This is a genomic window from Pseudomonas sp. UBA3149 (genome assembly GCF_002364655.1).
Taxonomy (GTDB): domain Bacteria; phylum Pseudomonadota; class Gammaproteobacteria; order Pseudomonadales; family Pseudomonadaceae; genus Chryseomonas; species Chryseomonas luteola.
Window position 1 is genome coordinate 58,886 of the sequence record NZ_DEYV01000025.1, and the last position, 26,639, is coordinate 85,524.

Annotated in this window: 24 protein-coding genes and 1 tRNA gene; 17 read left to right on the forward strand and 8 right to left on the reverse strand. The window is 53.4% G+C overall.

The window, feature by feature from the left end; all coding sequences use genetic code 11:
- Positions 1-116 precede the first annotated feature (116 nt).
- The gene (locus B3729_RS14300) at positions 117-2,000 is read right to left on the reverse strand and encodes an ATP-binding protein (protein WP_286788215.1); all 1,884 of its coding nucleotides are present in this window, start codon (positions 1,998-2,000) and stop codon (positions 117-119) included.
- A gap of 196 nt (positions 2,001-2,196) precedes the next feature.
- Here B3729_RS14300 and B3729_RS14305 point away from each other — a divergent pair, with 196 nt between their 5' ends.
- The 7 genes from B3729_RS14305 (at position 2,197) to B3729_RS14335 (ending at position 7,804) form a co-directional block, all read left to right on the forward strand.
- On the forward strand, positions 2,197-3,225 hold the full coding sequence (locus tag B3729_RS14305; protein WP_286788216.1) for an NAD(P)H-dependent glycerol-3-phosphate dehydrogenase: 1,029 nt from the start codon (positions 2,197-2,199) through the stop codon (positions 3,223-3,225).
- An 8-nt stretch (positions 3,226-3,233) separates the two neighbouring features.
- Positions 3,234-3,527 (forward strand): DUF4389 domain-containing protein, encoded by a 294-nt coding sequence (locus tag B3729_RS14310; RefSeq protein WP_010797840.1) that lies wholly within the window; start codon positions 3,234-3,236, stop codon positions 3,525-3,527.
- Complete coding sequence (sixA, locus tag B3729_RS14315; protein WP_286788217.1) at positions 3,524-3,979, forward strand: phosphohistidine phosphatase SixA; 456 nt, start codon at positions 3,524-3,526, stop codon at positions 3,977-3,979. Before B3729_RS14310 ends, sixA begins: the two co-directional genes overlap by 4 nt.
- A 96-nt stretch (positions 3,980-4,075) precedes the next feature.
- Complete coding sequence (locus B3729_RS14320) at positions 4,076-4,513, forward strand: hotdog fold thioesterase (protein ID WP_010797842.1); 438 nt, start codon at positions 4,076-4,078, stop codon at positions 4,511-4,513.
- Between the two features lie 159 nt (positions 4,514-4,672).
- Positions 4,673-5,539: an alpha/beta fold hydrolase gene (locus tag B3729_RS14325; protein ID WP_010797843.1), complete on the forward strand. Its 867-nt coding sequence runs from the start codon at positions 4,673-4,675 to the stop codon at positions 5,537-5,539.
- 247 nt (positions 5,540-5,786) lie between these two features.
- Entirely contained in the window at positions 5,787-6,587 is an 801-nt protein-coding gene (locus B3729_RS14330) for a DUF4892 domain-containing protein (protein WP_286788218.1), read from the forward strand.
- A gap of 164 nt (positions 6,588-6,751) precedes the next feature.
- Positions 6,752-7,804: an AI-2E family transporter gene (locus B3729_RS14335; RefSeq protein WP_286788236.1), complete on the forward strand. Its 1,053-nt coding sequence runs from the start codon at positions 6,752-6,754 to the stop codon at positions 7,802-7,804.
- Positions 7,805-7,849: 45 nt separating this feature from the next.
- Here B3729_RS14335 and B3729_RS14340 read toward each other — a convergent pair whose 3' ends face one another.
- Positions 7,850-9,055, reverse strand: coding sequence for a CynX/NimT family MFS transporter (locus B3729_RS14340; RefSeq protein WP_125887855.1), 1,206 nt, complete (start codon positions 9,053-9,055; stop codon positions 7,850-7,852).
- A 540-nt stretch (positions 9,056-9,595) separates the two neighbouring features.
- Between B3729_RS14340 and selD the strand changes: the two genes are divergently transcribed.
- The 3 genes from selD to B3729_RS14355 all read left to right on the forward strand — a co-directional run bounded on the left by selD (position 9,596) and on the right by B3729_RS14355 (position 12,067).
- Entirely contained in the window at positions 9,596-10,630 is a 1,035-nt protein-coding gene (gene selD, locus B3729_RS14345; RefSeq protein WP_150347677.1) for a selenide, water dikinase SelD, read from the forward strand.
- A complete protein-coding gene (gene mnmH, locus B3729_RS14350) occupies positions 10,630-11,721 on the forward strand; it encodes a tRNA 2-selenouridine(34) synthase MnmH (protein ID WP_286788219.1) in 1,092 nt (363 codons plus the stop codon). Before selD ends, mnmH begins: the two co-directional genes overlap by 1 nt.
- Before the next feature lie 64 nt (positions 11,722-11,785).
- Complete coding sequence (locus B3729_RS14355; RefSeq protein ID WP_010797849.1) at positions 11,786-12,067, forward strand: hypothetical protein; 282 nt, start codon at positions 11,786-11,788, stop codon at positions 12,065-12,067.
- A gap of 57 nt (positions 12,068-12,124) precedes the next feature.
- Here the strand turns inward: B3729_RS14355 and B3729_RS14360 are convergent, their stop codons facing one another.
- The 4 genes from B3729_RS14360 to B3729_RS14375 all read right to left on the reverse strand — a co-directional run bounded on the left by B3729_RS14360 (position 12,125) and on the right by B3729_RS14375 (position 15,693).
- Positions 12,125-12,868 carry a YciK family oxidoreductase gene (locus B3729_RS14360; protein ID WP_219653215.1) on the reverse strand — a complete coding sequence of 248 codons (744 nt, stop codon included), beginning with the start codon at positions 12,866-12,868 and terminating at the stop codon, positions 12,125-12,127.
- Positions 12,869-12,906: 38 nt separating this feature from the next.
- The gene (gene mupP, locus B3729_RS14365) at positions 12,907-13,578 is read right to left on the reverse strand and encodes an N-acetylmuramic acid 6-phosphate phosphatase MupP (protein WP_286788220.1); all 672 of its coding nucleotides are present in this window, start codon (positions 13,576-13,578) and stop codon (positions 12,907-12,909) included.
- 4 nt (positions 13,579-13,582) lie between these two features.
- A complete protein-coding gene (gene ubiG / locus B3729_RS14370) occupies positions 13,583-14,281 on the reverse strand; it encodes a bifunctional 2-polyprenyl-6-hydroxyphenol methylase/3-demethylubiquinol 3-O-methyltransferase UbiG (RefSeq protein ID WP_286788221.1) in 699 nt (232 codons plus the stop codon).
- Positions 14,282-14,370: 89 nt separating this feature from the next.
- A complete protein-coding gene (locus B3729_RS14375; protein ID WP_286788222.1) occupies positions 14,371-15,693 on the reverse strand; it encodes a TRZ/ATZ family hydrolase in 1,323 nt (440 codons plus the stop codon).
- Positions 15,694-15,875: 182 nt separating this feature from the next.
- Here B3729_RS14375 and mtnA point away from each other — a divergent pair, with 182 nt between their 5' ends.
- From mtnA to pheA, 4 genes are all read left to right on the forward strand, one after another.
- Positions 15,876-16,952, forward strand: coding sequence for an S-methyl-5-thioribose-1-phosphate isomerase (mtnA, locus tag B3729_RS14380; RefSeq protein ID WP_286788223.1), 1,077 nt, complete (start codon positions 15,876-15,878; stop codon positions 16,950-16,952).
- Between the two features lie 116 nt (positions 16,953-17,068).
- Positions 17,069-19,888, forward strand: coding sequence for a DNA gyrase subunit A (gene gyrA, locus B3729_RS14385; protein WP_286788224.1), 2,820 nt, complete (start codon positions 17,069-17,071; stop codon positions 19,886-19,888).
- Positions 19,888-20,973 carry a 3-phosphoserine/phosphohydroxythreonine transaminase gene (gene serC / locus B3729_RS14390; protein WP_286788225.1) on the forward strand — a complete coding sequence of 362 codons (1,086 nt, stop codon included), beginning with the start codon at positions 19,888-19,890 and terminating at the stop codon, positions 20,971-20,973. Before gyrA ends, serC begins: the two co-directional genes overlap by 1 nt.
- Positions 20,974-20,976: 3 nt before the next feature.
- Positions 20,977-22,071 carry a prephenate dehydratase gene (gene pheA, locus B3729_RS14395; RefSeq protein WP_122042979.1) on the forward strand — a complete coding sequence of 365 codons (1,095 nt, stop codon included), beginning with the start codon at positions 20,977-20,979 and terminating at the stop codon, positions 22,069-22,071.
- Between the two features lie 18 nt (positions 22,072-22,089).
- On the opposite strand, the gene bamE is transcribed toward pheA, so the two are convergent.
- Complete coding sequence (bamE, locus tag B3729_RS14400; protein ID WP_286788226.1) at positions 22,090-22,623, reverse strand: outer membrane protein assembly factor BamE domain-containing protein; 534 nt, start codon at positions 22,621-22,623, stop codon at positions 22,090-22,092.
- 301 nt (positions 22,624-22,924) lie between these two features.
- Between bamE and mgtE the strand changes: the two genes are divergently transcribed.
- Complete coding sequence (gene mgtE, locus B3729_RS14405; RefSeq protein ID WP_010797859.1) at positions 22,925-24,358, forward strand: magnesium transporter; 1,434 nt, start codon at positions 22,925-22,927, stop codon at positions 24,356-24,358.
- Positions 24,359-24,406: 48 nt separating this feature from the next.
- Here the strand turns inward: mgtE and B3729_RS14410 are convergent, their stop codons facing one another.
- A complete protein-coding gene (locus B3729_RS14410) occupies positions 24,407-24,724 on the reverse strand; it encodes an Arc family DNA-binding protein (RefSeq protein ID WP_010797860.1) in 318 nt (105 codons plus the stop codon).
- Between the two features lie 282 nt (positions 24,725-25,006).
- Between B3729_RS14410 and B3729_RS14415 the strand changes: the two genes are divergently transcribed.
- Both B3729_RS14415 and B3729_RS14420 read left to right on the forward strand, forming a co-directional pair.
- Positions 25,007-25,083, forward strand: a tRNA-Arg gene (locus B3729_RS14415).
- A gap of 523 nt (positions 25,084-25,606) precedes the next feature.
- Positions 25,607-26,632, forward strand: coding sequence for a glycosyltransferase (locus B3729_RS14420; RefSeq protein WP_010797861.1), 1,026 nt, complete (start codon positions 25,607-25,609; stop codon positions 26,630-26,632).
- Positions 26,633-26,639: the final 7 nt, after the last annotated feature.

Consider the following 26,639-nt stretch of genomic DNA (forward strand, 5'->3'; position numbering starts at 1 on the left):
CAGCCACCACATAGACAGCCAAGCCATTTTTAAAGTCACAGCGAGGCGGTAAAACCTCGCGAAAGACGAATTGTGCACGTTGGAGATCAAATACTCCAATAGTGATGCATATCCGATTACAAGGACGTTGCTCCTCGAGACCGCTCGGGCTGGCTAATCCAGCGTTGCAGCATCTGCTGAAGATCAGCTCGCTTGAAGGGTTTTGCCAGATAATCATTCATTCCGGCAGCCAGACAATTTTCCCGATCCCCCTGCAGCGCATTAGCCGTCAGTGCAATGATGGGAACCATAGGCCCAGGCTGTTGACGGATCAGGCGAGTAGCCTGATAGCCATCCAGCACCGGTAAACGACAGTCCATGAGAATTGCACTGAAAGACTGCTGCTCGGCCAGATTTACCGCCTGGGCTCCATCCCCTGCGATAGTAATATGATACCCCAGGCTGCGTAACATGGCTTCGATAACTGTCTGATTGACCGGGTTATCCTCAACCAGCAGGACGTTCAGTCCATTGACCTGAAACTCCTGAAGAGGAGACTGGTTGCGCTCTGTCTGCTGGACGTGTCGGAAGGGAAGCGGCAATTCGAGCGTAAAGGTTGATCCCTGGCTTTCCTGGCTTATGGCATGAAGCGATCCACCCATCCGCTCCGCCAGTGTGCGTGCGATGGACAGTCCAAGCCCGGTACCTCCGTAACGGCGGCTGATGGTTGGGTCAGCCTGCTGGAAGGCATCAAACATGCGTTCCAGGCGTTCTGCCGAAATACCTATGCCGCTATCGTGTACCGAGCAGGTGAGCCAGAGCAGGCGCTCATCCAGAGGTTGGCAGTAGCATTTAACCTCGATTGAGGCGCTCTCGGTAAATTTGAGTGCATTGCCAACCAGATTGACCAGGATCTGCCTCAGGCGCGTCGGGTCTCCGGTAACCTCCAGTCGCTCCAGACTTTCGGCGCCTTCAAGCGCCAGCTGCAGACCACGTTGTGTTGCACTGTGCTGGAAAACCTGCACCGAACCTGTAATCAGGTCGGCCAGATTGAATGGAATGCTTTCCAGCTCCAGCGCACCACGCTCGATGCGTGAGAAATCCAAAACATCGTTGATGACTTTCAGCAAATGCTCTGTGGATTCGGTAGCAAGGCTAGTGTATTCACTTTGCTCGCGGGATTGCTCTGTGGTTTCAAGGAGCTGCAACATGCCCAGTACGCCATTGAGTGGTGTACGAAGCTCATGACTCATCATGGCGAGGAAGTCTGATTTGGCGCGGTTGGCCTGCTCGGCCTCTTCACGTGCCGCAACCAGCTGATCAATGCTGCGCTGTTGCTCTTCACTGGCCCGCTGCAGGGCTTGGGCAAGATCATTGATCAGATGCGCCAATACGCCCATTTCGGAGTTGTCTGGTACCGGAAGACGGCTGTGGTAGTCGCCTGCGCGAATGGCATTCACGGTACGACCCATGTCGCTTAGCGGCGCGGAAAGGCGCTTGGCCAGGCGCCAGGCCAGCAAGAAGGTAAGCCCAAGTGCCAGTAAGGCCAGTGCGCCTGCCTTGGTCAAAATAGCCTGTTGGCGCTCATGGAAGGCTTCGTTGGTCACGCCAACGGCAACACGGCCAAGGGACCCATTCGAATTGGGTGTGCCCGAGCGGCTGATGCTTGCGTGAAATATCTCTACCTGTGAAGCCGATTGCGCATTGGGGGGCGGATTATGCGCATACATGATGATGCGCTCCTGACGATCGCGGATTTCGATAAAGCGAACGTAGCGGGTCGCCAGTGTGGCCTCCAGGAGGTTGCGTAGCATCGGGAGGTTATCGGTCGAGACCCCATATTCACTGGCAGATGCCAACTGAATTGCAATCAGCTGACCTGTGTGACTGAGTTCGTGATGCAGATCCTGAAGGCGGGCGTATGTGAAATAGCCCGTCAGTACCAATGTAATAATCAGGGCAGGTCCCAGGCTGATGGCTAAAGTACGGGTACGTATGCCCCAGCCGCGTCGCTTGTCCAATAGAGCGTTCTCCGTGAGCCTTGAGCTCGATGCTCTTACTACAATAGGCCATTCTGGCCGTTATGGTGTTAGCGTCCACCTTCAGGAAGAAGGATACGGTAATTACACATGGTTCAATAAAAGAGAGCGGAATGTTAAATAGGGGCTTCGTATAATGTGGATACCGTCGCACATTGCGGCATAAATGGATAACCCGATGAGTGTAAAGCAACCTATAGCAGTCTTGGGCGGAGGCAGTTTTGGAACTGCCCTGGCCAATCTGCTGGCGGAGAATGGTCATCCTGTAAAGCTCTGGATGCGCGATCCTGAGCAGGCTGAAGCTATTCGTCAAGTTCGTGAGAATCCGCGGTATCTAAAGGGCATAAAGGTTCATCAATCTGTCGAGCCGGGATGTGATCTTGATGCCTCTCTGGCAGGGTGTGACATTGTCTTTGTCGCGCTGCCCTCCAGTGCGTTACGTAATGTGCTTGCCCCGGTAGCCGATCGCCTGGCGGGTAAGGCGTTGGTCAGCCTCACCAAAGGAATTGAAGCGCATACCTTCAAGCTGATGAGCCAGATCCTTGAGGAGATCGCACCGAAAGCCAGAATTGGTGTGATTTCAGGACCTAACCTGGCGCGAGAGATTGCAGAGCACGCGCTGACGGCTACCGTTATTGCCAGTGAAGATGATGCGCTCTGCCAGCAGGTGCAGGCTGTTCTCCATGGGCGTACCTTCAGGGTCTATGCCAGCCGTGACCGGCTGGGAGTAGAGCTGGCCGGAGCCTTGAAGAACGTATATGCCATCATGGCGGGGCTGGCAGCTGCGCTGAATATGGGTGAAAACACCCGCAGCATGCTGATTACCCGCGCGCTCGCCGAGATGACTCGCTTTGCCGTACAGCAGGGTGCCAATCCCATTACATTCATGGGTTTGGCCGGGGTAGGTGATCTTATCGTCACTTGTTCTTCGCCCAAGAGCCGCAACTATCAGGTAGGGCATGCATTGGGTGAGGGCCTTACGCTTGAGGCGGCAGTTGCTCGAATGGGGGAGACGGCGGAAGGGGTCAACACCTTGCGTGTTCTCAAGGAAAAAGCCGATGAACTCGGCGTCTATATGCCGCTGGTGCAAGGCCTGTATGCGGTACTGTTCGAATCCCGCACGCTGGATCAGGTTATTGCTGCGCTGATGCGTGGGGAGCCTAAAACCGATGTCGATTTCTATTTGCCGATAGGCTCCGAAGCTTAGGAGAGAATATGTCAGCAGACACTCATGAACGCGAAAGCCTCGCGTTGCGTCTTATCTGGATGGTGATTTTCCTGCTTGTATGGTTAGTGTCGCAGTACATTTTTGCAGGCGTGGTAATTGCTCAGCTGGGCTATCGCCTCGTCAAAGGCACACCAAGTGACGCCTTAAGTGAATTTGGTTCGAGTTTGTCCTGCTATCTGGCGCAGATTGTTCGTTTCGGAACCTTTGCTACAGAAGAAAAGCCATGGCCTCTTGCTGACTGGCCCGATACCGCTTCCTCTATGCAAGAGAAGCAGCCATGACGCTCTGGTTGCTAAGGCATGGTGAGGCGGAGCCGCGTTCAGAGGGCGATGAGTTCAGGCCGTTGACGGATAGGGGCCGTAGTGAAGTCAGACGCAGTGCGGAGCGGCTGTTGGGGGAAAGGATCGATGTGATTTATGCCAGTCCATACGTCCGAGCCCAGCAGACAGCCGAGCTGGTCAGGGGTGTTCTAGGGCACAAAGAGTCCATTGTCACTCTGCCCTGGATAACGCCTGATGATGACGTGATCAAGGCTATTGATCTTCTGGATGATCTTTCCGGCAGTAATATCCTGTTAACTACCCATAATCCCTTTGTCAGCTACCTGGCTGGTCTTCTGGTTCATGGAAACCTACAGCAGCCACTGAGTATGGCTACAGGCTCACTGGCTACGCTTGAAGGGGAAATGCGCATTGCAGGTGCCATGGAGCTGGTTGAGCTTTTCCATCCTTGACTGATTCGACGATTCCATAATTTCTAACAAAAAAGAGGTCGTTATGTTAATTGATGCATCAGGTGTGTCTTTACGGGTCTATGCGGAGTACCTGGTATGAGTATCTGGTTCACCGAGCCGGACCTCGCTGCGCTGGATGAGAGTTTGCAAAACACTATTTGCGAGCGCGTGGATATTCATTTTGAGGCTTATGATGAAGATTCGCTCACTGCAAGCATGGCGGTAGATGAGCGTACCCACCAGCCGTTTGGGTTGCTTCATGGAGGGGCTTCTGTTGTCTTGGCAGAAACCGTCGGCTCCATTGCCAGTCTGCTCTGTATCGACAGGAGCCAGTACACCTGCGTGGGGCTTGAGGTCAATGCCAATCATTTGCGCGCTGTTAGACGTGGGCGGGTGACCGCTGTGGCAAAGCCTGTCCATCTGGGTCGAAGTACTCATGTATGGGATATCCGATTGTCAGATGAAGCGGGGCGTGCAACCTGTATTTCGCGTTTAACGGTAGCTGTCATCCCCAAAGACCGCATTTCGTCCTGATGCCGCGCCTGGACCAGCCCTTTCGGTTATTAGGTGTTGGTCTTGCGCCTCTTTATATCTAGAGCATTTACTGGTTCGTCGAGCATGAGCGCCATTGCTCTGCGAAGCCCTTCTGCTTGCTTTATTGTCTGATCTGAAAATCAATTATGAGAACTAGACATGACTGCCCATGTACAGGAGTTGCGCCTTAACTTACCCCACCTTGAGCTTGCGGCTCGTTTATTCGGCCCTGAAGACGGGCGGCCAGTGCTGGCTTTGCATGGCTGGTTAGATAATGCCATGACGTTCTCGCGATTGGCCCCTTATCTGGAGGGGTTGCGCATTGTTGCAGTCGACCTGCCGGGGCATGGTTTATCCGCTCATCGCCCGGCCGGTGTTGGCTACCTGCTGCAAGACTACGTGCAGGACGTCTTGATGGCAGCAGAGCAGCTAGGGTGGGAGCGCTTCTCGTTACTGGGTCACTCACTCGGGGCCATTATTTCGGTGCTTTTCGCAGCAGCATTGCCGGAACGTGTCGAGCGTCTGGCGTTGATCGACGGGCTGCTACCGTACACGACAGAGCCGGATGAGGCGCCTGAAAAACTAGGCAATGCCTTGCGTGCTCAGCTTAATTTGCCCAATAAGCGCAAGCCGGTTTATGAGACTGTTCAGCAGGCCGCTCAAGCCAGACTCAAAGGTGTGGGATCGGTCAGTATGGAGGCTGCAGAGCTACTGGCAGAGCGAGGGTTGATGCCTATTCCAGGAGGGTATACCTGGCGCTCCGATGCTCGTTTAACCTTGCCGGCCACATTAAGGCTGACGCATGAGCAGGCCTTGGCGTTCATTAAAAAAGTGCAGTGCCCCGCGAGTCTCGTTGTGGCTGACAAGGGGCTGCTCGTCAACATTCCCGGTATCGATGGACTTCTACAGGAGCTTGCTTGCTATGAAGTTACCCGTTTGGCTGGGGGGCATCACTTGCATCTGGATAACGAGGTTGGCGCAAGAGCGGTAGCAGATTGTTTCAATCGCTTTTTCTCTGCAGCTTGACTCGAATACGGGTATTGATAAGGCTTGTTATGCATAAAGGATCAATAGCGATCAAGTCACAGGGAGCCATGCCTCTAAAGGATGCAGCGTTTGGGCGGTTTTGAACGTGTATTCGCTCTGTCAGATTCGCCTGTCAGTCCTCAGGCAGGAAAAGGCGCGTGCCGGTATAACACGCCACTCCAGGTAAACATGTCCCCGCTATTATTTATGGGTCTTTAAATTAATTCAGGGTGATTCACTAATATATATGCGACTTTTTTTTGCGCTTGGTCTGGGATTCATGACGTGTGCTGCTGTTGCGGCAGATATGCCAGGCAGTGTCGATCTTCCAGTGCTGGCGCGACCTGCCCATGCCGAAATTATTGATTATCGTGAGGCTGGGTCTGTCGAAAAAATGTACCCACAGGGCGCTGTAAGTCGTATAGGAGGCAAGTTGCGCCTGGAGGGAGACGTCCAAGCAGAGGGTAAGCTCGTCACGCTGACCTATGAGTTGCCCCGTGGCCATGACCCTATTGCGGCACTCAATGAGGCTAGAAGTACATTGCAGAAGCAATCTGCGATACCGTTATCGTGGTGTAAGGGACGCGATTGTGGCTCCAGTAATGTATTTGCCAATGCTATTTTTGGAAAATCGCAGTTGTATGGGCCGGACGAGCAGCAGTCGTATCTCCTGTTGCGTCTCGCTCCACCACAAGACGACACATTGCTGACGCTTTACGCGATCACTCGGGGTAATCGAAGGGGTTATCTGCATGTGGAGCAGCTCGAGGCTTCCATACCTTTGGGCAAGCTGGTAGCAAGTCCTGCAACATTGCTTCGTCAATTGCGGCAAGATGGTGAGTTACATCTTCCTGCGTTAGCCGATCCACCAGACGATATCTGGCTGGACCTGGTAGGGCAGTGCCTTAATCTGGACACAGGTACCCGAGTGATCATCGGTGGGCCGCAAGCGGGCAAGTGGGAAAAAGCATTGCTGGCCAGGCGTATACGAGCGGCCCGGCTTGAAGTTGACCCGAATCGTGAGCCTGGGCTCTATCTGCAGCTATAACCCATCTAGCGGTAACGACAGGTATCTGGCGGGGCGTTAAGCTCTGACATTGTCACTTGCCTGTCCGGCGGATGGAGCCGCTTAAGCAGGACAGTGATTCGATTGTCATCTTAGGAATTTATATGCGGCTTCCTGCTGGTCAGTCTCCCCAATTACCTCCGCCCATGTATGAGCACGATCGCCTGCTCGTCCGCATACTTCTCCTGTCACTCCTTGGTGCCTGTCTATGGGTGTTGCTGCCATTCATGTCGGCCCTATTTTGGGCTGCGGTACTGGCTTACGCCAGTTGGCCTCTGATGCGGGGCTTGACCCGCAGGCTGAACGGCCGTAATACGGTGGCCGCTGCGATTCTTACGATTGGTTGGATATTGTTGGTGGCATTGCCGCTTGTATGGGTCGGTATCGGACTTGCTGATCATGTGCGTGGAACGATTGAGTTAGTTCGCAGCATTCAAGTGGGCGGTTTGCCGCCTGTGCCAGAGTGGGTAGTGCGGTTGCCTCTTGTTGGCGACCGGCTGGCCAGTCTATGGCAAACCCTAGATGCGCGAGGTACTGCCTATTTTGACAGCTTGAAGCCCTATCTGGGGCAGATGGGGAATTGGCTTCTGGCGCGAAGTGCGCGCGTAGGTGGCGGCTTTTTAGAGCTGGCGCTAAGTCTTGTCCTGGTGTTTTTCTTCTACCGTGACGGACCTCGGCTGGCTACCTTGGTTGAGAAGCTGCTCGTCAGGCTGATTGGTGCTCAAGCCGGCCATTATATGCAACTGGTCGGCGGCACAGTGCATCGAGTCGTTAATGGAATTCTAGGAACGGCGGCGGCTCAAGGTGTCTTGGCGATGATAGGCCTAATGATCGCTGGGGTGCCCGGCGCGTTAGGATTGGCGCTGTTGACCTTTGCATTGAGCTTGATCCCTGTAGGGCCTCCGCTGGTCTGGATACCTTCAACGATCTGGCTGGTGCTCCAGCAGGAATATGGATACGCCATATTCATGGGGCTTTGGGGGCTCTTTGTTATTAGCGGTGTAGATAATATTCTCAAGCCGTATTTGATTAGTCGGGGAGGGGACCTGCCATTGGTAGTCGTATTGCTTGGTGTCTTTGGCGGCCTGCTGGCGTTTGGTTTTATGGGATTGTTTCTGGGGCCTATTCTTTTGGCCGTTGCCTACAATCTGATTCGTGACTGGATGGCAGGCGCTACAGATCGGGTCCCAAAGCCATAACCAAACGAGTGGGGCAAACAAGACGTTTTACCCCACTCAAGCACGTTATAGCGGAAGGCTCTTGGCGTTTACATGCAGGTTGCGTCCTGCAAGCAGGCCAAATAACGCGGCTGAAATGGCGATTCCAATAAACAGGATGCCCACACTGCTCCAGCCGCTGCTCATGTCATGGATCACGCCTACCAGCAGGGGACCCATGGCTGCCAATGTATAGCCTACGCCTTGGGACATTCCTGACAGGCGAGCTGCAATATGCGCATCAGGCGAACGAAGTACGATCAAGGCCAGGGCTATACTGAAGGTTCCGCCTTGGCCCAGGCCTAGAATGCAAGCCCAGAACCATAGACTGCCGAGGGAACCGTACAGGCAGCCAAGAAGGCCGGTTAGCGTCATGCTCAGCACCAGGATGATGGCCAGGCGCTGGTCCTTGCCTCGGGTAGCCAGCCAGGGCGTGATAAGCGCGGTCAGTAATTGAAGTAGGACTGAAATGGACAGCATGAGTCCTGCCTCTACAGCGCTGAGACCTCGATCAATCAGGATGGAGGGTAGCCATCCAAAAACAATATAGGCGAGCGACGATTGAAGCCCCATATAAAGGGTGACCTGCCAAGCCAGCTTATCCTGCCATAAGCCTACCACCTGCCATTTCTGGCTGTTCGCATGATGATTAGCGCGGGTTTGCGGCAACCAGACGATTGCTGCCAAGATCGCTGGTGTTGCCCAGAAAGCCAAGGCCGGTTGCCAGCGGTCGTTGAACAGATGCTCCAGTGGGGCTGTTGCACCGGCGGCGAGGGCGGCACCCAGGCATAGCGCCATGGTATAGGCGCCCATGAGCATGCCTGCCTGCTCCGGAAAGTCCCGCTTGATAATGCCGGGTAATAGAACGCCGATGACTCCAATGCTGGCACCTGCAACAAGACTGCCTATAAACAGGCCGGCAGGGGGTAACAGACTACGTAAGACAATACCGCCTGCCAGTGTAAGCAGTATCACCAGCACGGTTCTTTCGCTGCCCAGCCACCGGGAGAGGCGAGGCGCCAATGGCGCAAAAAGTCCCAGGCACAGGACGGGTGCTGTGGTCAGTAGTCCGGCTGCCGAGCTGGACAACCCGGTCGAGGCCTCGATCTGACGAAGCAGAGGGGAAAGACTTGATAAGGCGGGCCTTAAATTGAGTGCGACAAGAAAGAGTCCCAGCAGGAGTAACCACGCACGTGCGGGTACAGATGAGGTGTGGGTTGATGGGGCAGACATTAAGTAATCCAAATGTATAAACATGCTTATCCTACCTCAAACAATTGGCAGGACATTTTTGTAGTTGGGGTGGCGAGATATACACACCCGACTAAAACGCCATTGGGCGTAATGTCAAGGGGTTGTAATGCGTAGTAAAGCTATACTCTAAAATTATAAATGACTGAAAAGGCACAGAATTTATGGATTGCCTAAAAAAACGACAGTTTAGTTAAAGGTGGCGTGGCTACTGGCGTTGCGGTGATTTCCACCATCTTTTCCACGAACTTATCCACAGCTTTTGTGGATTAAAAACGTTCATGCCAGGTACTTTTAGGCGTTTATACAATGTTTTTTCGCGACATTTTGTCCTTGTAAATAGCTGGCAAGTTCCATCTGTGGCTCCATACGAGCCTCGAATCACGCGTATAACAGGCGTATTCTGGCTATTTAGTCTGGTTCACTTACCAAGCAAGCCTAACCTTATCCAGGCTTTGTTAGAATACTGACCTATAAGCGCGCCTCGCGCGTATGAAATTCTTAGCCTTCAGCGGAGTACTTATGTCCGAGCCGATTCGCCTTACCCAATACAGCCATGGAGCCGGCTGTGGTTGCAAGATTTCGCCTAAGGTATTGGAAATCATTCTGGCCGGCAGTGGTGCCCAGCATCTGGACCCGAACCTTTGGGTAGGAAATGCCTCGAGGGATGATGCAGCGGTATATGCCCTTGATGCTGAGCGAGGTGTGGTTTCCACAACTGACTTCTTCATGCCCATTGTGGATGATCCCTTTGATTTCGGACGTATCGCGGCGACCAACGCCATTAGCGATATCTACGCCATGGGTGGTGATCCTTTGATGGCAATTGCAATTTTGGGCTGGCCTGTCAATGTGCTTCCGCCTGAGGTTGCACGGGAAGTGGTGGCAGGTGGCCGCAAGGTTTGTGACGAGGCGGGCATCCCGTTGGCTGGTGGACACTCTATCGATGCGCCTGAACCTATTTTTGGTCTGGCAGTAACAGGTGTCGTCGAAAAGCGAAACATGAAGCGAAACGACACGGCTTCGTTAGGCTGCAAGTTGTTCCTCACCAAGCCTCTGGGCATCGGCATTCTGACTACCGCTGAAAAAAAATCAAAATTGCGTGTGGAAGACATGGGTGTCGCACGCGATTGGATGTGTCAACTGAACAAGCCGGGTAGTCGCTTTGGCAAGTTGGCTGCCGTCACCGCAATGACAGATGTAACGGGCTTCGGGCTACTGGGACATCTGGTGGAAATGGCTGACGGCAGCGGCTTAACTGCCCGGGTCGAATATAACGCAGTTCCACGTTTGCCTATGGTTGAGCAGTATCTGGAGTGGGGGTGTGTGCCTGGTGGCACCTTACGCAACTTCGATAGCTACGGTGACCGTATTGCATCGCTATCCGAGCAGCAGAAATTGCTTTTGTGCGATCCCCAGACCAGTGGCGGGCTGTTGATCGCGGTCGAGCCGCAGGGCGAGTCAGCATTCATGTCGGTCGCTCGAGAGTTAGGCCTATCACTTCAGCCTATTGGCGAAATGGTTGATCGACAGCGGCATGCGGTTGAGGTGTATTGATGCGCGATGACGCTCGGGACTACCGCTCCCTCTTTCTTTCTGGTGTGCCGCTAATGGATGTGCGTGCACCCGTCGAGTTTTCCAAGGGCGCTTTTCCGGGCGCAACCAACCGGCCGTTGATGAATGACATCGAGCGGCAAAAGGTGGGTGCCTGTTACAAGCTGAAGGGGCAGCAGGCTGCTCTGGAGCTTGGACACTCTCTGGTTTCCGGTAAGTTGAAGGAAGCGCGGGTACAGGCGTGGGCCGAGTTTGCCGAGGCCAATCCGGAGGGCTATCTGTACTGCTTCAGGGGTGGGCTGCGGTCGCAAATCACTCAGCAATGGCTGCTTAGTGAGGCAGGTATTGCCTATCCACGTGTAGCCGGTGGCTATAAGGCCATGCGTACGTTTCTCATGGAAACACTGCTTCAGTCTGTTGAGGAATGCCGCTTTGTATTGGTGGGCGGTATGACTGGAACTGGCAAAACAGAAGTCATCGCTCAGCTCGACGATAGTATTGATCTGGAAGGGCATGCCAATCATCGCGGCTCAAGTTTTGGTAAGCGCGCCACCGTACAGCCATCACAAATCGATTTTGAGAACAGTCTGGCCATTGACTTGTTGAGGCGTCGTGCAAAGGGGCAGGATCGTTTTGTGCTGGAAGATGAGTCTCGGTTGATTGGGCGGTGCTCCTTGCCTTTTGAGTTGCACCAGGCTATGCAGCATTTTCCCATGGTATGGCTGGAAGACACCCTGGAGGGGCGTGTCGAGCGAATACTAAAGGACTACGTGATTGATCTGGCAGCCGAGTTCAATCGTGAACATGGCGACAGCGGATTTGATTTGTTTGCTGAACAGCTTTGTAAGAGTCTTTCCAATATTGCCAAAAGACTGGGCGGCGAGCGCTATCAACGCCTGGCGGAAATCATGAATGAAGCACTCGCGGTGCAGAAGGTCAGTGGCGATGTAGAGCAGCATCGTGAATGGATTCGAGCGTTGCTAAGTGAATATTACGACCCTATGTATGCCTATCAACGCGAGAATAAGTCAGGGCGCATCCTCTTTGCTGGAAATCAGCAGTCGGTCGTGAGTTATCTCAAGGCAAACCGTTGAACAGGCTAGTTAAAACGAGGTCTTTAATGCGCCGGATTTACTTATCCATTGAAGGAGTCAAATCATGAATCGCTGGCTTGCAATGATGCCTGTCGCGGCGCTGGTACTTGCTGGATGTGCAGCCAAAACGGTCAACCGAGACAGTTGTGCGGCAGAGGTGAACGCTGCATGGAAAGAACTGGATATAGCCAAAACCGAAGGGTTTGCAGGTACGGTCAGCTATTCCAAGGCGCTGGGCTTGATTTCAACCGCCAAGACTCAGCAGCAGGTAGAGGCCTATAACGGCTGCGTTCAGAATGCTCAAAAGGCGCGCTTCTATATTCGCGAATCACGCGCTGGTCGTTGATTGATCCAAGGATGAACATCTCACATGTTCATCCTTTCTTGCTTCCCTTTCCTCTATCTAGCCTTGAGCGTTGAACGCTTGCCCATTGACGTGTGCGCTGTCTGGTCCCATCAAATAGAGGTAGACGGGCATGATCTCCTCGGGTGTTGGGTTGCGTGCAGGGTTTTCAGCAGGGTAAGCGAGAGCACGCATGTCGGTTCGGGTTCCGCCGGGATTGATACTATTGGCCCGTACGGCCGCAGTGCCATCCATTTCATCGGCAACCACCTGCATAAGGCCTTCGTTGGCAAATTTAGAAACGGCGTATGCTCCCCAATAGGCACGTCCTTTTCGCCCCACACTGCTGGAGGTGAAAATGATCGAGGCATCGTTCGATTGTCTGAGCAGTGGCAGTAGCGCACGCGTTAGCATGAAGACTGCGTTGACGTTGACTTGCATAACCTGCATGAAGGCTTCTCCGCTGGTCTGCTCAACAGAGGTGCGAGGACCTAGAATACCTGCATTGTGCAAAAGACCATCAAGTCGACCAAACTCCGTCTCTACCATGGCAGCCAGCTCTTCGAACTGCTCAGGCCGTGCGGCTTCAAGGTCAAAAGGAACGACTACCGCTTGTGGATGGCCAGCAGCCTCGATTTCATCGTAGACCTCGTTGAGGTTCTCTTCTGTCTTACCCAAGAGCAGGATGGTTGCGCCATGGGCAGCATAGGTTTTTGCCGCTGCCCGGCCAATGCCTCGTCCGGCACCTGTTACAAGGATGATTCGATTTTTGAGAAGGTCAGGGCGGGCCTTGTATTCAAACATCTTGACTCCCAGCCGCTCGCTTGAGCGGCCCTACTGTTTTAACAGCCGCAAATGGCGCGGTCCAAGGCGTCATGCAGCTCAAGCGGGTGATCTACTACCAGATCGGCGCCCCAGTGAGCAGGATTGTCCTCTGGATGGATATAGCCATATCGCACGGCCGCTGTTTTGGTGCCCGCTGCGCGCCCCGATTCGATATCTCGACGATCGTCACCGACAAAAATGACGGCTTGCGGCTCGATATTGATTTGTTTACACGCTAACAACACGGGCTCTGGATCAGGTTTGCTGTAGGTGACATGGTCAGGGCAGACCAGAACGGCTGAACGTTTAGCAAGGCCAAGTGCCTGCATGATGGGCTCTGCATAACGGACGGGCTTGTTGGTGACTACGCCCCAAGTCAGACGAGCCCGTTCCAGGTCCGCCAACAATTCTTCCATGCCCTCGAATAGGTGAGAGTGGATGGCGCAGTGATCCTGATAGCGGTCAAGAAAGTCCAATCGTAGTGGGTCAAACTCATCGCTCAAGGGATCTACTTCGAACGCGCTGGCTACCATGGCTCGCGCGCCACCCGATACGACGTCCCGGACAGTTTTCTCATCGACGGCTGGCAAGCCTCGATCAGCGCGCATGGACTGGATCACGGCGATAAAGTCAGGTGCCGTGTCGAGCAATGTGCCGTCCATATCGAACAGTACTGCTTTTATTCGCATCCTATTACTCCTCGCGGATGGTGCGCAGCATGTAGTTTACGTCGACATCATTGCCCAACTTGTAGACCTTGGTAATCGGGTTGTAAGTCATACCGATGACATCGCGTACGTGTAGGCCGGCGTTTCGGCACCAGGCGCCTAATTCGGATGGACGAATAAACTTGCGGAAGTCATGAGTGCCGCGCGGCAGCAGACGCAAGACATATTCGGCGCCCACAATGGCAAATAGATAGGATTTGGGGTTGCGGTTAATCGTAGAGAAAAAGACATGGCCGCCAGGTTTGACTAGTGTCCGGCATGCTTGAATCACAGATGCCGGATCTGGGACATGCTCAAGCATTTCCATGCATGTGACGACATCGTAAGCGCCGGGCGTTTCAGCTGCCAGCTCCTCAGCGGTAATGCGGCGGTAGCTGACGGGCACACCTGATTCCAGTTGGTGAAGCTGTGCAACTGAAAGCGGCGCTTCGCCCATGTCGATTCCTGTGACGTCCGCGCCCCGTACTGCCATGGCTTCGCTCAGGATGCCGCCGCCGCAGCCTACGTCGAGTACTTTTTTACCGGCGAGGTTGGCGTGTTGGTCAATCCAATTGACGCGCAGCGGATTGATATCATGAAGCGGCTTGAATTCACTCTCTTGGTCCCACCACCGCGAGGCCAGGGCTTCGAATTTGGCAATCTCGGCATTATCGACGTTGGACATCCCTTACACTCCATTCTCTAAATTCGTTGTGCAAATGCGCTTGTGATTTGGCATTTGCTAGATGAACGCACCACTGGCGCAGCCAGTCGTTAGCGAGTGGCTATCTTTTGGCCCCAGGTGCAAGCGTTCTCGATAAGCTCTTGTTCATCCAAGCGGGTCAGCTTGCCGTCCTTTAACAGGGGGCGACCACCCACCCAGACATGCTTCACACAATCACGGTTGCTGGCATAAATCAGTTGAGACACTGGGTCATAAATGGGTTGCTGAGCCAATCCGCTCATATCGAAAGCGACCATGTCAGCTGCCTTACCCACCTCAAGGGAGCCCAGGCAGCGCTCAAGGCCCAAGGCGCGTGCCCCATTGAGCGTGGCCATACGCAAGGCTCTGTGTGCATCCAGTGCTGTTGCGGAGCCGGCTACCGCCTTGGCCAGGAGAGCGGCGGTACGGGTTTCGCCCAACAGATCCAGGTCATTGTTGCTGGCTGCCCCGTCCGTACCTATCGCGACGTTCACGCCTGCCTGCCAAAGCGTTTCTACCGGGCAGAAACCGCTGGCTAGCTTGAGATTGGACTCAGGGCAGTGGATTACATGAGTGTTGGTCTCAACCAGATTTTCCAGGTCTTCCTCGTCGATCTGGGTCATGTGGACAGACTGGAAGCGGGGACCTAAAAGTCCTAGCCTGCGCAGGCGAGCAAGCGGACGTTCCCCTGTCTTTTCGATTGCCTCCTGCACCTCGCCAGCCGTTTCATGCACATGCATGTGGATGCATGCGTCAAGTTGATCGGCCAACATCAGGACATTGGCCAGCTTGTCATCGCTGACGGTGTAGGGGGCGTGAGGCCCAAAAGCGACCTTGATGCGCTCATGTAGCTTCAGGTCATCAAAAAGCTCAAGTCCCCGGCGTATCGCCTCATCTGCAGTCCTTGCCCCTGGTGCAGGAAAGTTCATGATCGGCAGGGTGACTTGCGCCCGCATACCTGACTCGTGGATGGCCTCACACGCTACCTGCGGAAAAAAGTACATATCCGAAAAGCAGGTTATGCCGCCTTTGATTTGCTCTGCGATGGCCAATCGGGTGCCGTCGCGGACGAAATCCTCGCTTACCCATTTGGCTTCAGCGGGCCAGATATGTTCCTGTAGCCAAGTCATGAGCGGAAGGTCATCCGCAAGGCCACGAAACAGTGTCATCGCAGCATGGCCGTGCATATTGATGAGGCCCGGACTCAGTAGCATGCCGGGAAGTTCGACTGACTCGGCTGCCTGATAGCGTCGCAGATCAGAGCGGGGTGCCAATACGGCGATTTGCCCATCCTTGATGCCGATAGCGTAGTCAGTCAGTACCACCCCGGCCGGTTCCACCGGAACGATCCAGGTGGGAAAAAGAAGCAGGTCAAGGGGCACGACACCAGGCATGGAAGGGCTTCCTGAAGGTAAATAAATGAAAGTATAACTGGCGTCAGCCCAATGGCGGGACTCAGTCGAGCCACATTATCGATAAAAGCGTTTATAAACCCATGTATTCGCGATGTCCTGTCACAGCGGCTTGTATCACCCCTGTATAATCGACTTTTTTGTTTCAGGCGATGAGGGTGATCATGCGCGAGCGACTTCTGGCCGCAGAGAAGGTCAAGGCTATCGAGTGGAAAGAGGGCGTACTGCATCTGCTAGATCAGCGTTTATTACCCATGCAGGAAGTCTGGCTCACGTATGACTCGGCCAGTGGTGTGGCCGAGGCAATCAGGCAGATGGTCGTGCGAGGAGCACCGGCAATCGGTATTAGTGCAGCCTACGGCGTTGTGCTAGGCGCTCGAGCGCGCCAGCAGGCAGGGGAAGACTGGTTGCAAACGCTGGATGAGGATATGCAGATGCTCGCAGAGTCCCGTCCTACAGCGGTCAACTTGTTCTGGGCGCTTAATCGTATGCGAGAGCGCCTGAAGCGACTCAAGCCGGGCGAGGAGGCACTAGCGGCCCTTGAAGCGGAGGCCGTTGCCATCCATGAGAGCGATCGCGAAGCCAATCTGACCATGGCGCAGCTCGGGGTCGAGTTGATTCGCAAGCATGGCGATGGCGTTCAGACGCTTCTGACCCATTGCAATACCGGTGCGTTGGCGACCGGAGGGTTTGGAACCGCCCTGGGGGTTATTCGTGCGGCTCACCTGGAAGGACTTGTGGACAAGGTATTTGCCGATGAGACGCGCCCGTGGCTACAAGGTGCCCGCCTTACTGCCTGGGAGTTGGCTGGCGAAGGCATTCCTGTCACTTTGAATGCCGATGCGGCAGCGGCCCATCTGATGAAAACCGGCAATATCTCCTGGGTCATCGTAGGGGCTGACCGAATCACAGCCAACGGTGACGTTGCCAACAAGATCGGGACCTATCAGCTGGCCGTCAATGCAATGCACCATGGGGTGCGCTTTATGGTTGTGGCGCCCAGCTCGACCATCGACATGAATCTGGCATCCGGTGAGGATATCCCCATCGAGCAGCGTGAGGGACGCGAACTGCTTGAAATAGGCGGTGTTCGGATTGCGGCAGAAGTCGATACTGTAAATCCTGTTTTCGATGTAACAGCTGCTGATCTGATTGATGCGATTGTCACGGAGCGAGGCGTCGTGGAGCGGCCCACTGCAGAGAAAATGGCTGCACTTATGAACCGCAAGCGCTTGCACTGATTTTTCCGCTTAACACGACTCACACATCGCCTGCGGGAAACCGCAGGCAACCCTTGGTTTGTGGTAGTATTTACTGCTTTCCCGCAGGGTGTTGAAACTAAGGAACCAGGCTTCTCATGGGCGAACTGGCCAAAGAAATCCTCCCGGTCAATATTGAAGACGAACTCAGACAGTCTTACCTCGATTATGCGATGAGCGTAATCGTCGGACGCGCATTGCCGGATGTGCGCGACGGCTTGAAACCTGTGCATCGCCGTGTGCTTTATGCCATGAGCGAGCTGGGTAACGATTGGAACAAGCCTTATCTGAAATCCGCCCGTGTCGTGGGCGACGTAATCGGTAAATACCACCCTCACGGCGACTCTGCGGTATACGACACGATTGTACGTATGGCGCAGCCGTTCTCCCTTCGCTACATGCTGGTGAATGGTCAAGGTAACTTCGGTTCGGTTGACGGTGACTCCGCAGCCGCTATGCGATACACCGAAGTGCGCATGTTCAAATTGACCCACGAAATCCTGGCGGACCTGGATAAGGAAACCGTTGACTGGGTAGACAACTACGACGGGTCCCTGAAGATCCCGGCAGTCATGCCTACAAAGGTTCCGAACCTTCTGGTCAATGGCTCCAGTGGTATCGCGGTGGGGATGGCTACTAACATTCCGCCTCACAACCTGACCGAAGTGATTGATGGCTGCCTGGCGCTGATCGAAAACAGTGAGCTGACTGTCGACCAACTGATGCAGTATATCCCGGGGCCTGATTTCCCGACTGCAGGCATTATCAATGGCCGGGCAGGTATCATCGAGGCTTATCGTACAGGGCGGGGGCGTATTTACGTACGTGCACGTGCTGACGTCGAAGATATCGACAAGTCAGGCACTCGCCAGCAGATCGTCATCACCGAGCTGCCTTATCAGCTGAACAAGGCTCGTCTGATCGAAAAGATTGCCGAGCTGGTGAAAGAACGCAAGATCGAAGGTATCACCGAGCTGCGTGATGAGTCCGACAAGGATGGCATGCGTGTCGTGATCGAGTTGCGTCGTGGTGAAGTGGCTGAGGTTGTGCTGAACAATCTGTATGCACAAACCCAGCTGCAAACAGTGTTTGGTATCAATATCGTTGCGCTGGTGGACGGCCAGCCCAAGGTCCTTAACCTAAAGGACATGCTTGAGGCATTCATCCGTCACCGTCGCGAAGTGGTTACCCGTCGGACCATTTATGAACTGCGTAAAGCGCGTGAGCGTGGTCATATTCTCGAAGGCCAAGCGGTTGCGCTGTCCAATATCGATCCGGTTATTGAACTGATCAGGTCCTCTCCAACCCCAGCTGAAGCCAAAGAGCGGCTCATTGCGACCGGTTGGGAGTCCAGTGCTGTCGAGGCGATGGTAGAACGCGCTGGTGCGGATTCCTGCCGCCCGGAAAACCTTGATCCGCAGTATGGTCTTCGTGACGGCAAATACTGGCTATCTCCTGAACAGGCGCAGGCCATCCTTGATTTGCGACTGCATCGCCTGACCGGCCTGGAGCATGAAAAGCTGCTGGCTGAATATCAGGAGATCCTGAAACAGATTGCAGAGCTGATCCGAATACTCAACAGCCCTGAGCGTCTCATGGAAGTCATCCGTGAGGAGCTTGAAAAGATCAAGGCAGAGTTCGGTGATGCACGTCGTACTGAAATCGTCGCGTCTCAAGTCGACCTGACCATTGCTGACCTGATCACAGAAGAAGATCGTGTCGTCACCATTTCCCATGGCGGCTACGCCAAGTCCCAGCCCTTGCATGCCTACCAGGCTCAGCGCCGTGGTGGTCGCGGCCGTTCTGCCTCGGGCGTGAAGGAAGACGATTACATCGAGCATCTTCTCGTCGCCAATAGCCATACCACACTGCTGTTGTTCTCCAGCCTGGGTAAGGTGTACTGGAAAAAGACCTACGAAATTCCTGAGGCTTCTCGTGCTGCACGTGGTCGTCCGCTTGTAAATCTGCTGCCATTGGCTGAAGGCGAGCGTATCACTGCGATGTTGCCAGTAGATCTGGAGGCCGTGCGTCAACAGGCACCTGAGGGTGAAGACCTGGGTGATCAGGACGATGTCGTTGAAGACGTGGTGCTTGAAGATGATGTTGAGGTCGATGAGGGCGCAGAAGGGGTTGAAGATAGCGGCAAGGATGAGCCTACCGGATCCTATATCTTCATGGCTACTGCTTACGGCACGGTCAAGAAAACCCCGCTGGTGCAGTTCAGTCGTCCTCGTAGCAATGGCCTGATTGCGCTGAAGCTGGAAGAGGGCGATAGCCTGATTGCAGCGGCCATTACCGATGGCGCCCAGGAGGTCATGCTGTTCTCTGACAACGGTAAGGTCATTCGCTTCAAGGAGCGTCATGTCCGCACAATGGGACGTACAGCCCGTGGTGTCCGCGGTATGCGTCTGGGTGATGGGCAGCATCTGATTTCCATGCTGATTCCAGAAGAGCAGGCGCAGATACTGACAGCCAGTCTGAATGGTTATGGCAAGCGTACTGCTATTGCTGAGTATCCGCAGCGTGGTCGTGGTGGTCAGGGCGTAATAGCCATGGTAACCAATGAGCGTAATGGCCCGCTGATTGGCGCTATTCAAGTCCTTGAAGGTGAGGAAATCATGTTGATTTCCGATCAGGGTACGCTGGTGCGTACACGGGTTGATGAGGTTTCCCTGCAAGGCCGCAACACGCAGGGTGTAACACTGATCAAGCTTGGCAAGGGCGAGAAGCTCGTAGGCCTTGAGCGTGTGCAGGAGCCCTCTGTTGACGACGAGTTGATCGAGCATGAGGGCGAGCTTGATGACGAGTTGCTTGAAAAGGAGCTTCCTGTCATTAGCGAAGAGCCAAGCGATGAGGATGTCCTGCCGGGCGCCAACGATGTTCCCTCTGATGACATGCCCAATGAGGACGATGAGTGATGAGCAAGCGAGCGTATAACTTCTGCGCTGGCCCGGCTGCGCTGCCGGAGGCGGTACTGAAACAAGCTCAGGCCGATCTGCTCGACTGGCAGGGGCGCGGCTTGTCTGTCATGGAGATGAGTCACCGTGGCGACGACTTCACTGCAATCAGCTCGAAAGCCGAGCAGGACTTGCGGGATCTGCTTGTAATCCCCACTGATTACAAAGTGCTTTTCCTGCAGGGTGGGGCAAGTCTACAGTTCGCTCAGATTGCACTGAACCTACTACCTGAAGGTGGAAAGGCTGATTACATCGATACAGGGATCTGGTCACGCAAGGCTATCGAGCAGGCGCAAAACTATGGCGCAGTGAATGTTGCCGCCAGCGCCAAGAAATACGATTACCTGGCTATCCCTGGGCAGAATGAGTGGCAGCTTTCCAAGGACGCGGCCTATGTTCATTACACTCCGAACGAAACCATTGGCGGCCTTGAGTACAACTGGATTCCTGAGACAGACGATGTTCCTCTAGTTGCTGATGCGTCCTCGAACCTGCTGTCACGTCCTTTGGACGTGTCACGGTTTGGGTTGATTTATGCGGGCGCGCAAAAAAACATCGGACCCAGTGGGCTTGTAGTGGTGATCGTTCAGGAGGAGTTGCTGGGGCGGGCACGTTCCTCTTGTCCCAAGCTCCTCGATTATAAGGTCGAGGCAGACAACGGTTCGATGTACAACACGCCCGCCACGTTTTCCTGGTATCTGTCTGGCCTGGTGTTCCAGTGGCTGAAAGATCAGGGTGGACTACCTGCCATCGAGCGGATCAACCGTCAGAAGCAGGAGCTTCTGTATGGCTTCATCGATAGTAGTGAAATGTACATGAATCCGATTGCGGTAAATGATCGTTCCTGGATGAACGTGCCTTTCCGCCTGGCAGATGAGCGTCTGGACAAGACTTTCCTGTCGGGTGCAGAAGAGCGAGGCCTTCTATATCTTCAGGGGCATCGCTCGGTAGGTGGCATGCGCGCATCCATCTACAACGCTGTCAGTCTTGAGGCTGTGCAAGCACTGGTCGCCTATATGACAGAGTTTGAAAAGGAGCACGGTTAAACCATGGCGGAACAAGAGCTCAAGGCCCTGCGCCTTCGTATCGATAGCTTGGATGAACGGATTCAGGAACTCATCAGTGAGCGCGCCCGCTGCGCTCAGGATGTGGCTCGCGTGAAAATGCAGTCGCTAGGTGAGGGTGAAAGTCCGGTTTTCTATCGACCGGAGCGCGAAGCGCAGGTGCTCAAGCGGGTAATGGAGCGTAACCAGGGCCCGTTGGGTAACGAGGACATGGCTCGTTTGTTTCGAGAGATCATGTCTTCGTGCCTTGCGCTTGAAGAGCCATTGAAGGTTGCCTATTTGGGGCCGGAAGGTACGTTTTCGCAGGCGGCTACGCTTAAGCATTTTGGTATGGCAGTAAAGACACGGCCAATGGCCGCTATCGACGAAGTCTTTCGTGAGGTGGCGGCTGGGGCCGTAAATTTTGGTGTGGTTCCTGTTGAGAACTCAACTGAAGGTGCCGTCAACCATACGCTTGATAGTTTCCTGGAGCATGATCTGGTTATCTGCGGCGAGGTGGAATTGCGTATCCACCATCATCTGCTTGTGGGTGAAACGACCAAGACAGATAGCATTTCGCGTGTTTACTCACACGCGCAATCCCTAGCTCAGTGCCGTAAATGGCTAGACGCGTATTTCCCTAACATCGAACGAATCGCAGTTTCGAGCAATGCCGAGGCTGCGAAGCGGGTTAAAAGTGAATGGAATAGTGCGGCGATAGCAGGGGATATGGCGGCTTCCCTGTATGGTTTGTCAAAGCTGCATGAGAAAATCGAGGATCGTCCAGATAACTCCACGCGGTTTTTGATTATCGGAAATCAGGAGGTCCCACCTAGCGGCGATGACAAGACGTCTGTGATCGTGTCGACTCGCAATAAGCCGGGCGCCTTGCATGATTTGTTAATGCCGTTTCATGCCAACAACATTGACCTGACGCGCATCGAAACACGTCCATCCCGCAGTGGTAAGTGGACCTATGTTTTCTTTATAGACTTCGTCGGTCATCAGCATGATCCTCTCATCAAGGATGTGCTAGAAAAAATCAATGGCGATACGGTCGCCTTGAAAGTTTTAGGGTCGTATCCTAAAGCAGTGTTGTAACGCTCGAAAGCCACACCGTTAGGGTGTGGCTTTTTTATATTTGCTTTCTGTATCTGCAACGCATCCCGCATCATCAAAACTAATGACGCGTGAATGCTTCTTGCGCTGCGTTACATAGTAGTAGCGGGTGCGATTATTGTTCTCGACGATCCTGTCTGGCTTTCCCAGGGCGCTTTCGACATCCTCTTTCGTCATGCCCTCTATAACCTTTTTGTGGATGACCGCCGTTCTTCTTTCCGAGCCTGAAAGCACGTTTGGGCAGGCTCCTTCCTTAGCTCCCACAACTGCCAGCTCATGGTAGGTAGGCAATTGATCCTTTGAGGGGGAAGGCGGGGATAACGGTTGTGTCGATATCGGTGTTTTGGGTCCGTTGCCGCCAGGCTTGGGATTATCAGCGGTTTGGTGGCTGATCATCTCGCCTTTAAGGCAACCATTTGCGGAAAAGCTGATATGGCCGTCTTCGCTTACACACCGAAAGACGGTTGTGGCAGTAGCCGTATTTGAAAAAAACAACGTTGCCAAACATAGAAGTGTAACGGGATTACGGTACATAGCTGTCCTCATGACATCTGTTCATAGCGTAGTGCGAGATGCGCCGTGCCGCTGTGATTGGCTCCGCAGATCAACGGCCAGGCTCGGTCAGGCATGAGCATTAGCTGCCAAATGATTGTTTTTAACTGTTTTACATCGCCGATTCAGCGCATGCAGTGCTATGATTCCGCTTGTCAGCCCCGCCGGGGCTCGTGGACCCTTTCCATGGACATACCCCGATCTAACAAACTTCGATCGCTGTTTCGTTTATTAAAGATTTGATTCCCGCAGCGCGCTCCGTTGCCGGGGATGGAGTGCGCTTATGAGTGAAGTGGAAGCAAGAAAGCCACAGGAAAGTCTGCAGGAGCGACTGGCTCAAGTCGTTGAGCTGCTCCATCAGTATCGTTTCGTTGAAGGTCCCGCTCACGACGAGCAGGTTGTGCAGCCTGATGAGGCGTTGCATGAAGAGGGGCTGTCCGAACTCCGTCGCCGCCTGGATGAACTGCATCCGGCCGATATTGCCTTTATCCTTGAGGCGCTTCCACTTCATGAGCGTCTGACCGTCTGGAGCCTGGTTAAGACCGAGCGTGACGGCGACATCCTTCTTGAGGTCTCCGACTCTGTTCGTGAAACACTGATTGCCGACATGGATGATCAGGAAATCCTTGCAGTGGCAGGACAGCTGGATGCTGATGAGCTGGCCGACCTGGCGCCTGACCTGCCTCGAGATGTTGTACATGAGCTTATGGAGGCTCTGGACGCCCAGCAGCGTGAGCGGGTGCGCTCAGCGCTTTCATATGAAGAGGATCAGGTTGGCGCACTGATGGACTTCGAGATGGTGACTATCCGCGACGATGTCACGCTTGAGGTTGTTCTGCGGTATTTGCGTCGCTTGAAGGAGCTGCCAGGCCATACGGATAAGCTGTTTGTTGTCGATTATGACGGCATATTGAAGGGCGTGCTTCCTGTGAAGCGGCTTTTGGTCAATGACCCGGAAAAGCAAGTCGCTGAGGTAATGGCTAACGACCCGGTAGCGTTTCATCCTGATAATGATGCCTACGAGGCCGCTCAAGCGTTTGAACGTTACGATCTAATTTCTGCGCCTGTCGTTGACAAGAATGGCAAATTGATAGGTCGTCTCACTATCGATGAAATGGTGGACTTGATTCGCGAGGAAAGTGAATCTGAGGTCCTCAACATGGCGGGCCTTCGTGAAGACGAAGATGTTTTTGCTTCTGTTTGGAAGTCGGTCGGCAATCGTTGGACCTGGCTTGCTACGAATCTGGTAACGGCGTTTGTTGCCTCTCGTGTAATCGGGCTCTTTGAAGGCAGCATTGAAAAGTTAGTAGCGCTGGCCGCCTTGATGCCTATCGTTGCAGGTATTGGCGGTAATTCGGGTAATCAGACGATCACTATGATTGTGCGTGCTATCGCGCTGGGTCAGCTCAATGCCAGCAGCACCATGAGATTGTTGAGGAAAGAGCTAGGTGTTGCGCTCTTCAATGGATTGATTTGGGGTGGGGTAATTGGCCTGATTGCCTATTACCTTTATAACAGTTGGTCGTTGGGGGTCGTCATGACGGCTGCCATGACGTTGAATCTCTTGCTAGCCGCGTTTATGGGAGTATTGATTCCCATGACGTTACAACGGTTTGGACGAGATCCCGCAATGGGGTCCAGTGTGCTGATTACAGCAATGACAGACAGCGGCGGCTTTTTCATCTTCCTTGGTCTTGCCACTATGTTCCTTCTGTAACTTCAAGCGAAAGGATCAGGGTGTATCCCTGATCCTTTAACAAATACTTTATTCCTGTGATGACTCGACGTCATTGGCAATCAGAGAGAGGAGGGCGTTTTGCTGGCGTCCAGAAAGTTGCCTGAAGCGCTGTAGCAGTTCCCGTTCATGAGCGCTTAGCTCTGGACTATCCATACGCATGCTCGGATCTGTATCGATAGCGCCTTCTTGAATGAGACTCTGCTCCAGTCGAGCAATGATTTCAGAATTCATGCTGCGATGATGGTTGCGTGCAACTTCGGCGATACGTTCGCGCATTCCTTCGGGAAGACGGACGACGAATTTGTCAGCTGTGCGACTGGAGTACGATCTAATTGCCTGAGTCATGAGTACATTCATCTAAGTGGTCAAGGACGATGCCAACAAGGCTTTCATGAAGCTTGGGACAGCATTTGTTATTTGCTCTCAACGCCATTACTTGCGTGAGCTTATTGGCGTCAATTTAGTGACAATTTTCAAAAAAAGCAAAGTGGCTTCTCTCTAAATCAATGCTAATGAGAAGCTTAGCAATGATTTCTGGGAATAGCGGTCTTTAACGCTAGGTTTTACATAACGCATGACAAAGCGCGCTCTTGTCGTTAACATTCTGCTCTCGCACGACGTCATTTGGTCCCAGTAGCTCAATTGGATAGAGCATCCCCCTCCTAAGGGGAAGGTTGTGAGTTCGAACCTCGCCTGGGACACCATAAAACTTGCAATACCTCACGCACTTCTAGTCTTCACATCCTTGACTAACGCATAAACTGGACTTTATGGTCTTTTATATTATTGTGCGTTAACGGTTGTCCTTTCATTTTTATGGCAACTATTAATATGACTATTAATATGACTTCTACCGTAAAGTGATATTAATAGTTAGCCGTCCTATAACCGATATATAAATATGTGATGGGGTTGGCAGACTGAAGGGGAACCTTTGGTGGGCATGAGAATCTATCGCTGGCGCTAGTATTAAGGGGTAACAAGATTCCTTAATTATAGTTATGTTATTCCGGTGCTCATTGGGCTGAGCGTGTTGGCCTCGATAACGATTCGAACAAGCAGAGCCCAGCAATGAACTTGTTTTACAGGCACGGCCAATTGAGTTGGCTGTGATGGTTTGTTCGTTATGTCGCGCCCATTCTTAATGAAGCCGCAATATTAAAGTTTATCTAGACAGCTTTGCTGAATATGGATCAACCCACTTGGGCTCTCTGAGAGGAAGCGTGAATGTCTTATTATCCCGTTCTGTTATCAATCGTTTTTGTTGTCCGTAATCAGTCTAGGGAGCTTGCAGAGTCATTGACTAATGCGGCGAGTATTATCGCCTCACTAGTGAGTGACTATGAGTTGATCATTGTTGACAACGCCTCTACCGATGACAGTGTAGCCATGTTAAAAGGGTTAACCAGCGAGAAGGGTTTGCCGAATCTTCAGGTGTATGCTCTGACCAAAGAGGTCGATACGGACACGGCTTGCTGGGTGGGTTTGGAAAATGCACTTGGCGATTATGTAGCCGTCATTGATCCACTGACGGACGATGTCGGGTTCTTGCCTGCAATGCTGGAAAAGGCAGCGGAAGGAAGTGATGTCGTATTTGCGGCCAATTCTCAAAAGCCTAAGCGTACCTTAGCCTACAAGGCCTGCTTCTCCAGCTTTAACTCTTTGTACAAGCGTCTAGGCGGCATCGACCTTGCAAACGATGCCCCTCAGTATCGCCTGTTGAGCAAGCGCGTAGTTAATTTTATTCTGCAACACCCTGTTCCTGCTTTGACCTATCGTCATTTGCCGGCAACAGCGGGCTTTGCTCAGACAAAATTGACCTATAGCTCTACGCCCAAAGCGCCTCAGAACAAGCGTCTGGGAGACAGTATCGAGCGGGGAATCCGTCTTCTGATCTCTACAACGCGTGCCCCTATGCGACTGGTCAACATGCTTTGCATGTTTGGTGCTGCAGCCAACCTTATCTACTCGGCATATGTCATCGCGGTTGGGCTTCTCAAGTCGGATGTTGCGCCAGGTTGGGTAACGCTATCCCTGCAACAGTCAGGCATGTTCTTTCTTCTGTCCCTCGTGCTGCTGGTATTGGGCGAATACATCCTGCAAGTGGCTACCCGTACCAATGAAGGGCCGGCATACCATGTTGCTCAGGAGTTTACGAGCGCCATCATGACGCGACGCGAGAAACTCAACATCGAGGTCGTCAGTGACCCACAGCCGTCTACCGTGACTGCTGCTGCCTCTAATATGGCTTAAGGCATAC

Coding starts and splice junctions, on each gene's coding strand:
- B3729_RS14305 (WP_286788216.1), top strand. CDS start 2,197: ATGAGTGTAAAGCAACCTATAGCAGTCTTGGGCGGAGGCAGTTTTGGA.
- selD (WP_150347677.1), top strand. CDS start 9,596: ATGTCCGAGCCGATTCGCCTTACCCAATACAGCCATGGAGCCGGCTGT.
- B3729_RS14360 (WP_219653215.1), bottom strand. CDS start 12,868: ATGTTTGAATACAAGGCCCGCCCTGACCTTCTCAAAAATCGAATCATC.
- mgtE (WP_010797859.1), top strand. CDS start 22,925: ATGAGTGAAGTGGAAGCAAGAAAGCCACAGGAAAGTCTGCAGGAGCGA.
- B3729_RS14310 (WP_010797840.1), top strand. CDS start 3,234: ATGTCAGCAGACACTCATGAACGCGAAAGCCTCGCGTTGCGTCTTATC.
- ubiG (WP_286788221.1), bottom strand. CDS start 14,281: ATGTCCAACGTCGATAATGCCGAGATTGCCAAATTCGAAGCCCTGGCC.
- B3729_RS14410 (WP_010797860.1), bottom strand. CDS start 24,724: ATGACTCAGGCAATTAGATCGTACTCCAGTCGCACAGCTGACAAATTC.
- sixA (WP_286788217.1), top strand. CDS start 3,524: ATGACGCTCTGGTTGCTAAGGCATGGTGAGGCGGAGCCGCGTTCAGAG.
- serC (WP_286788225.1), top strand. CDS start 19,888: ATGAGCAAGCGAGCGTATAACTTCTGCGCTGGCCCGGCTGCGCTGCCG.
- B3729_RS14420 (WP_010797861.1), top strand. CDS start 25,607: ATGTCTTATTATCCCGTTCTGTTATCAATCGTTTTTGTTGTCCGTAAT.
- gyrA (WP_286788224.1), top strand. CDS start 17,069: ATGGGCGAACTGGCCAAAGAAATCCTCCCGGTCAATATTGAAGACGAA.
- mtnA (WP_286788223.1), top strand. CDS start 15,876: ATGCGCGAGCGACTTCTGGCCGCAGAGAAGGTCAAGGCTATCGAGTGG.
- B3729_RS14340 (WP_125887855.1), bottom strand. CDS start 9,055: ATGTCTGCCCCATCAACCCACACCTCATCTGTACCCGCACGTGCGTGG.
- B3729_RS14375 (WP_286788222.1), bottom strand. CDS start 15,693: ATGCCTGGTGTCGTGCCCCTTGACCTGCTTCTTTTTCCCACCTGGATC.
- mupP (WP_286788220.1), bottom strand. CDS start 13,578: ATGCGAATAAAAGCAGTACTGTTCGATATGGACGGCACATTGCTCGAC.
- B3729_RS14335 (WP_286788236.1), top strand. CDS start 6,752: ATGTATGAGCACGATCGCCTGCTCGTCCGCATACTTCTCCTGTCACTC.
- mnmH (WP_286788219.1), top strand. CDS start 10,630: ATGCGCGATGACGCTCGGGACTACCGCTCCCTCTTTCTTTCTGGTGTG.
- B3729_RS14355 (WP_010797849.1), top strand. CDS start 11,786: ATGAATCGCTGGCTTGCAATGATGCCTGTCGCGGCGCTGGTACTTGCT.
- bamE (WP_286788226.1), bottom strand. CDS start 22,623: ATGTACCGTAATCCCGTTACACTTCTATGTTTGGCAACGTTGTTTTTT.
- B3729_RS14330 (WP_286788218.1), top strand. CDS start 5,787: ATGCGACTTTTTTTTGCGCTTGGTCTGGGATTCATGACGTGTGCTGCT.
- B3729_RS14320 (WP_010797842.1), top strand. CDS start 4,076: ATGAGTATCTGGTTCACCGAGCCGGACCTCGCTGCGCTGGATGAGAGT.
- B3729_RS14325 (WP_010797843.1), top strand. CDS start 4,673: ATGACTGCCCATGTACAGGAGTTGCGCCTTAACTTACCCCACCTTGAG.
- pheA (WP_122042979.1), top strand. CDS start 20,977: ATGGCGGAACAAGAGCTCAAGGCCCTGCGCCTTCGTATCGATAGCTTG.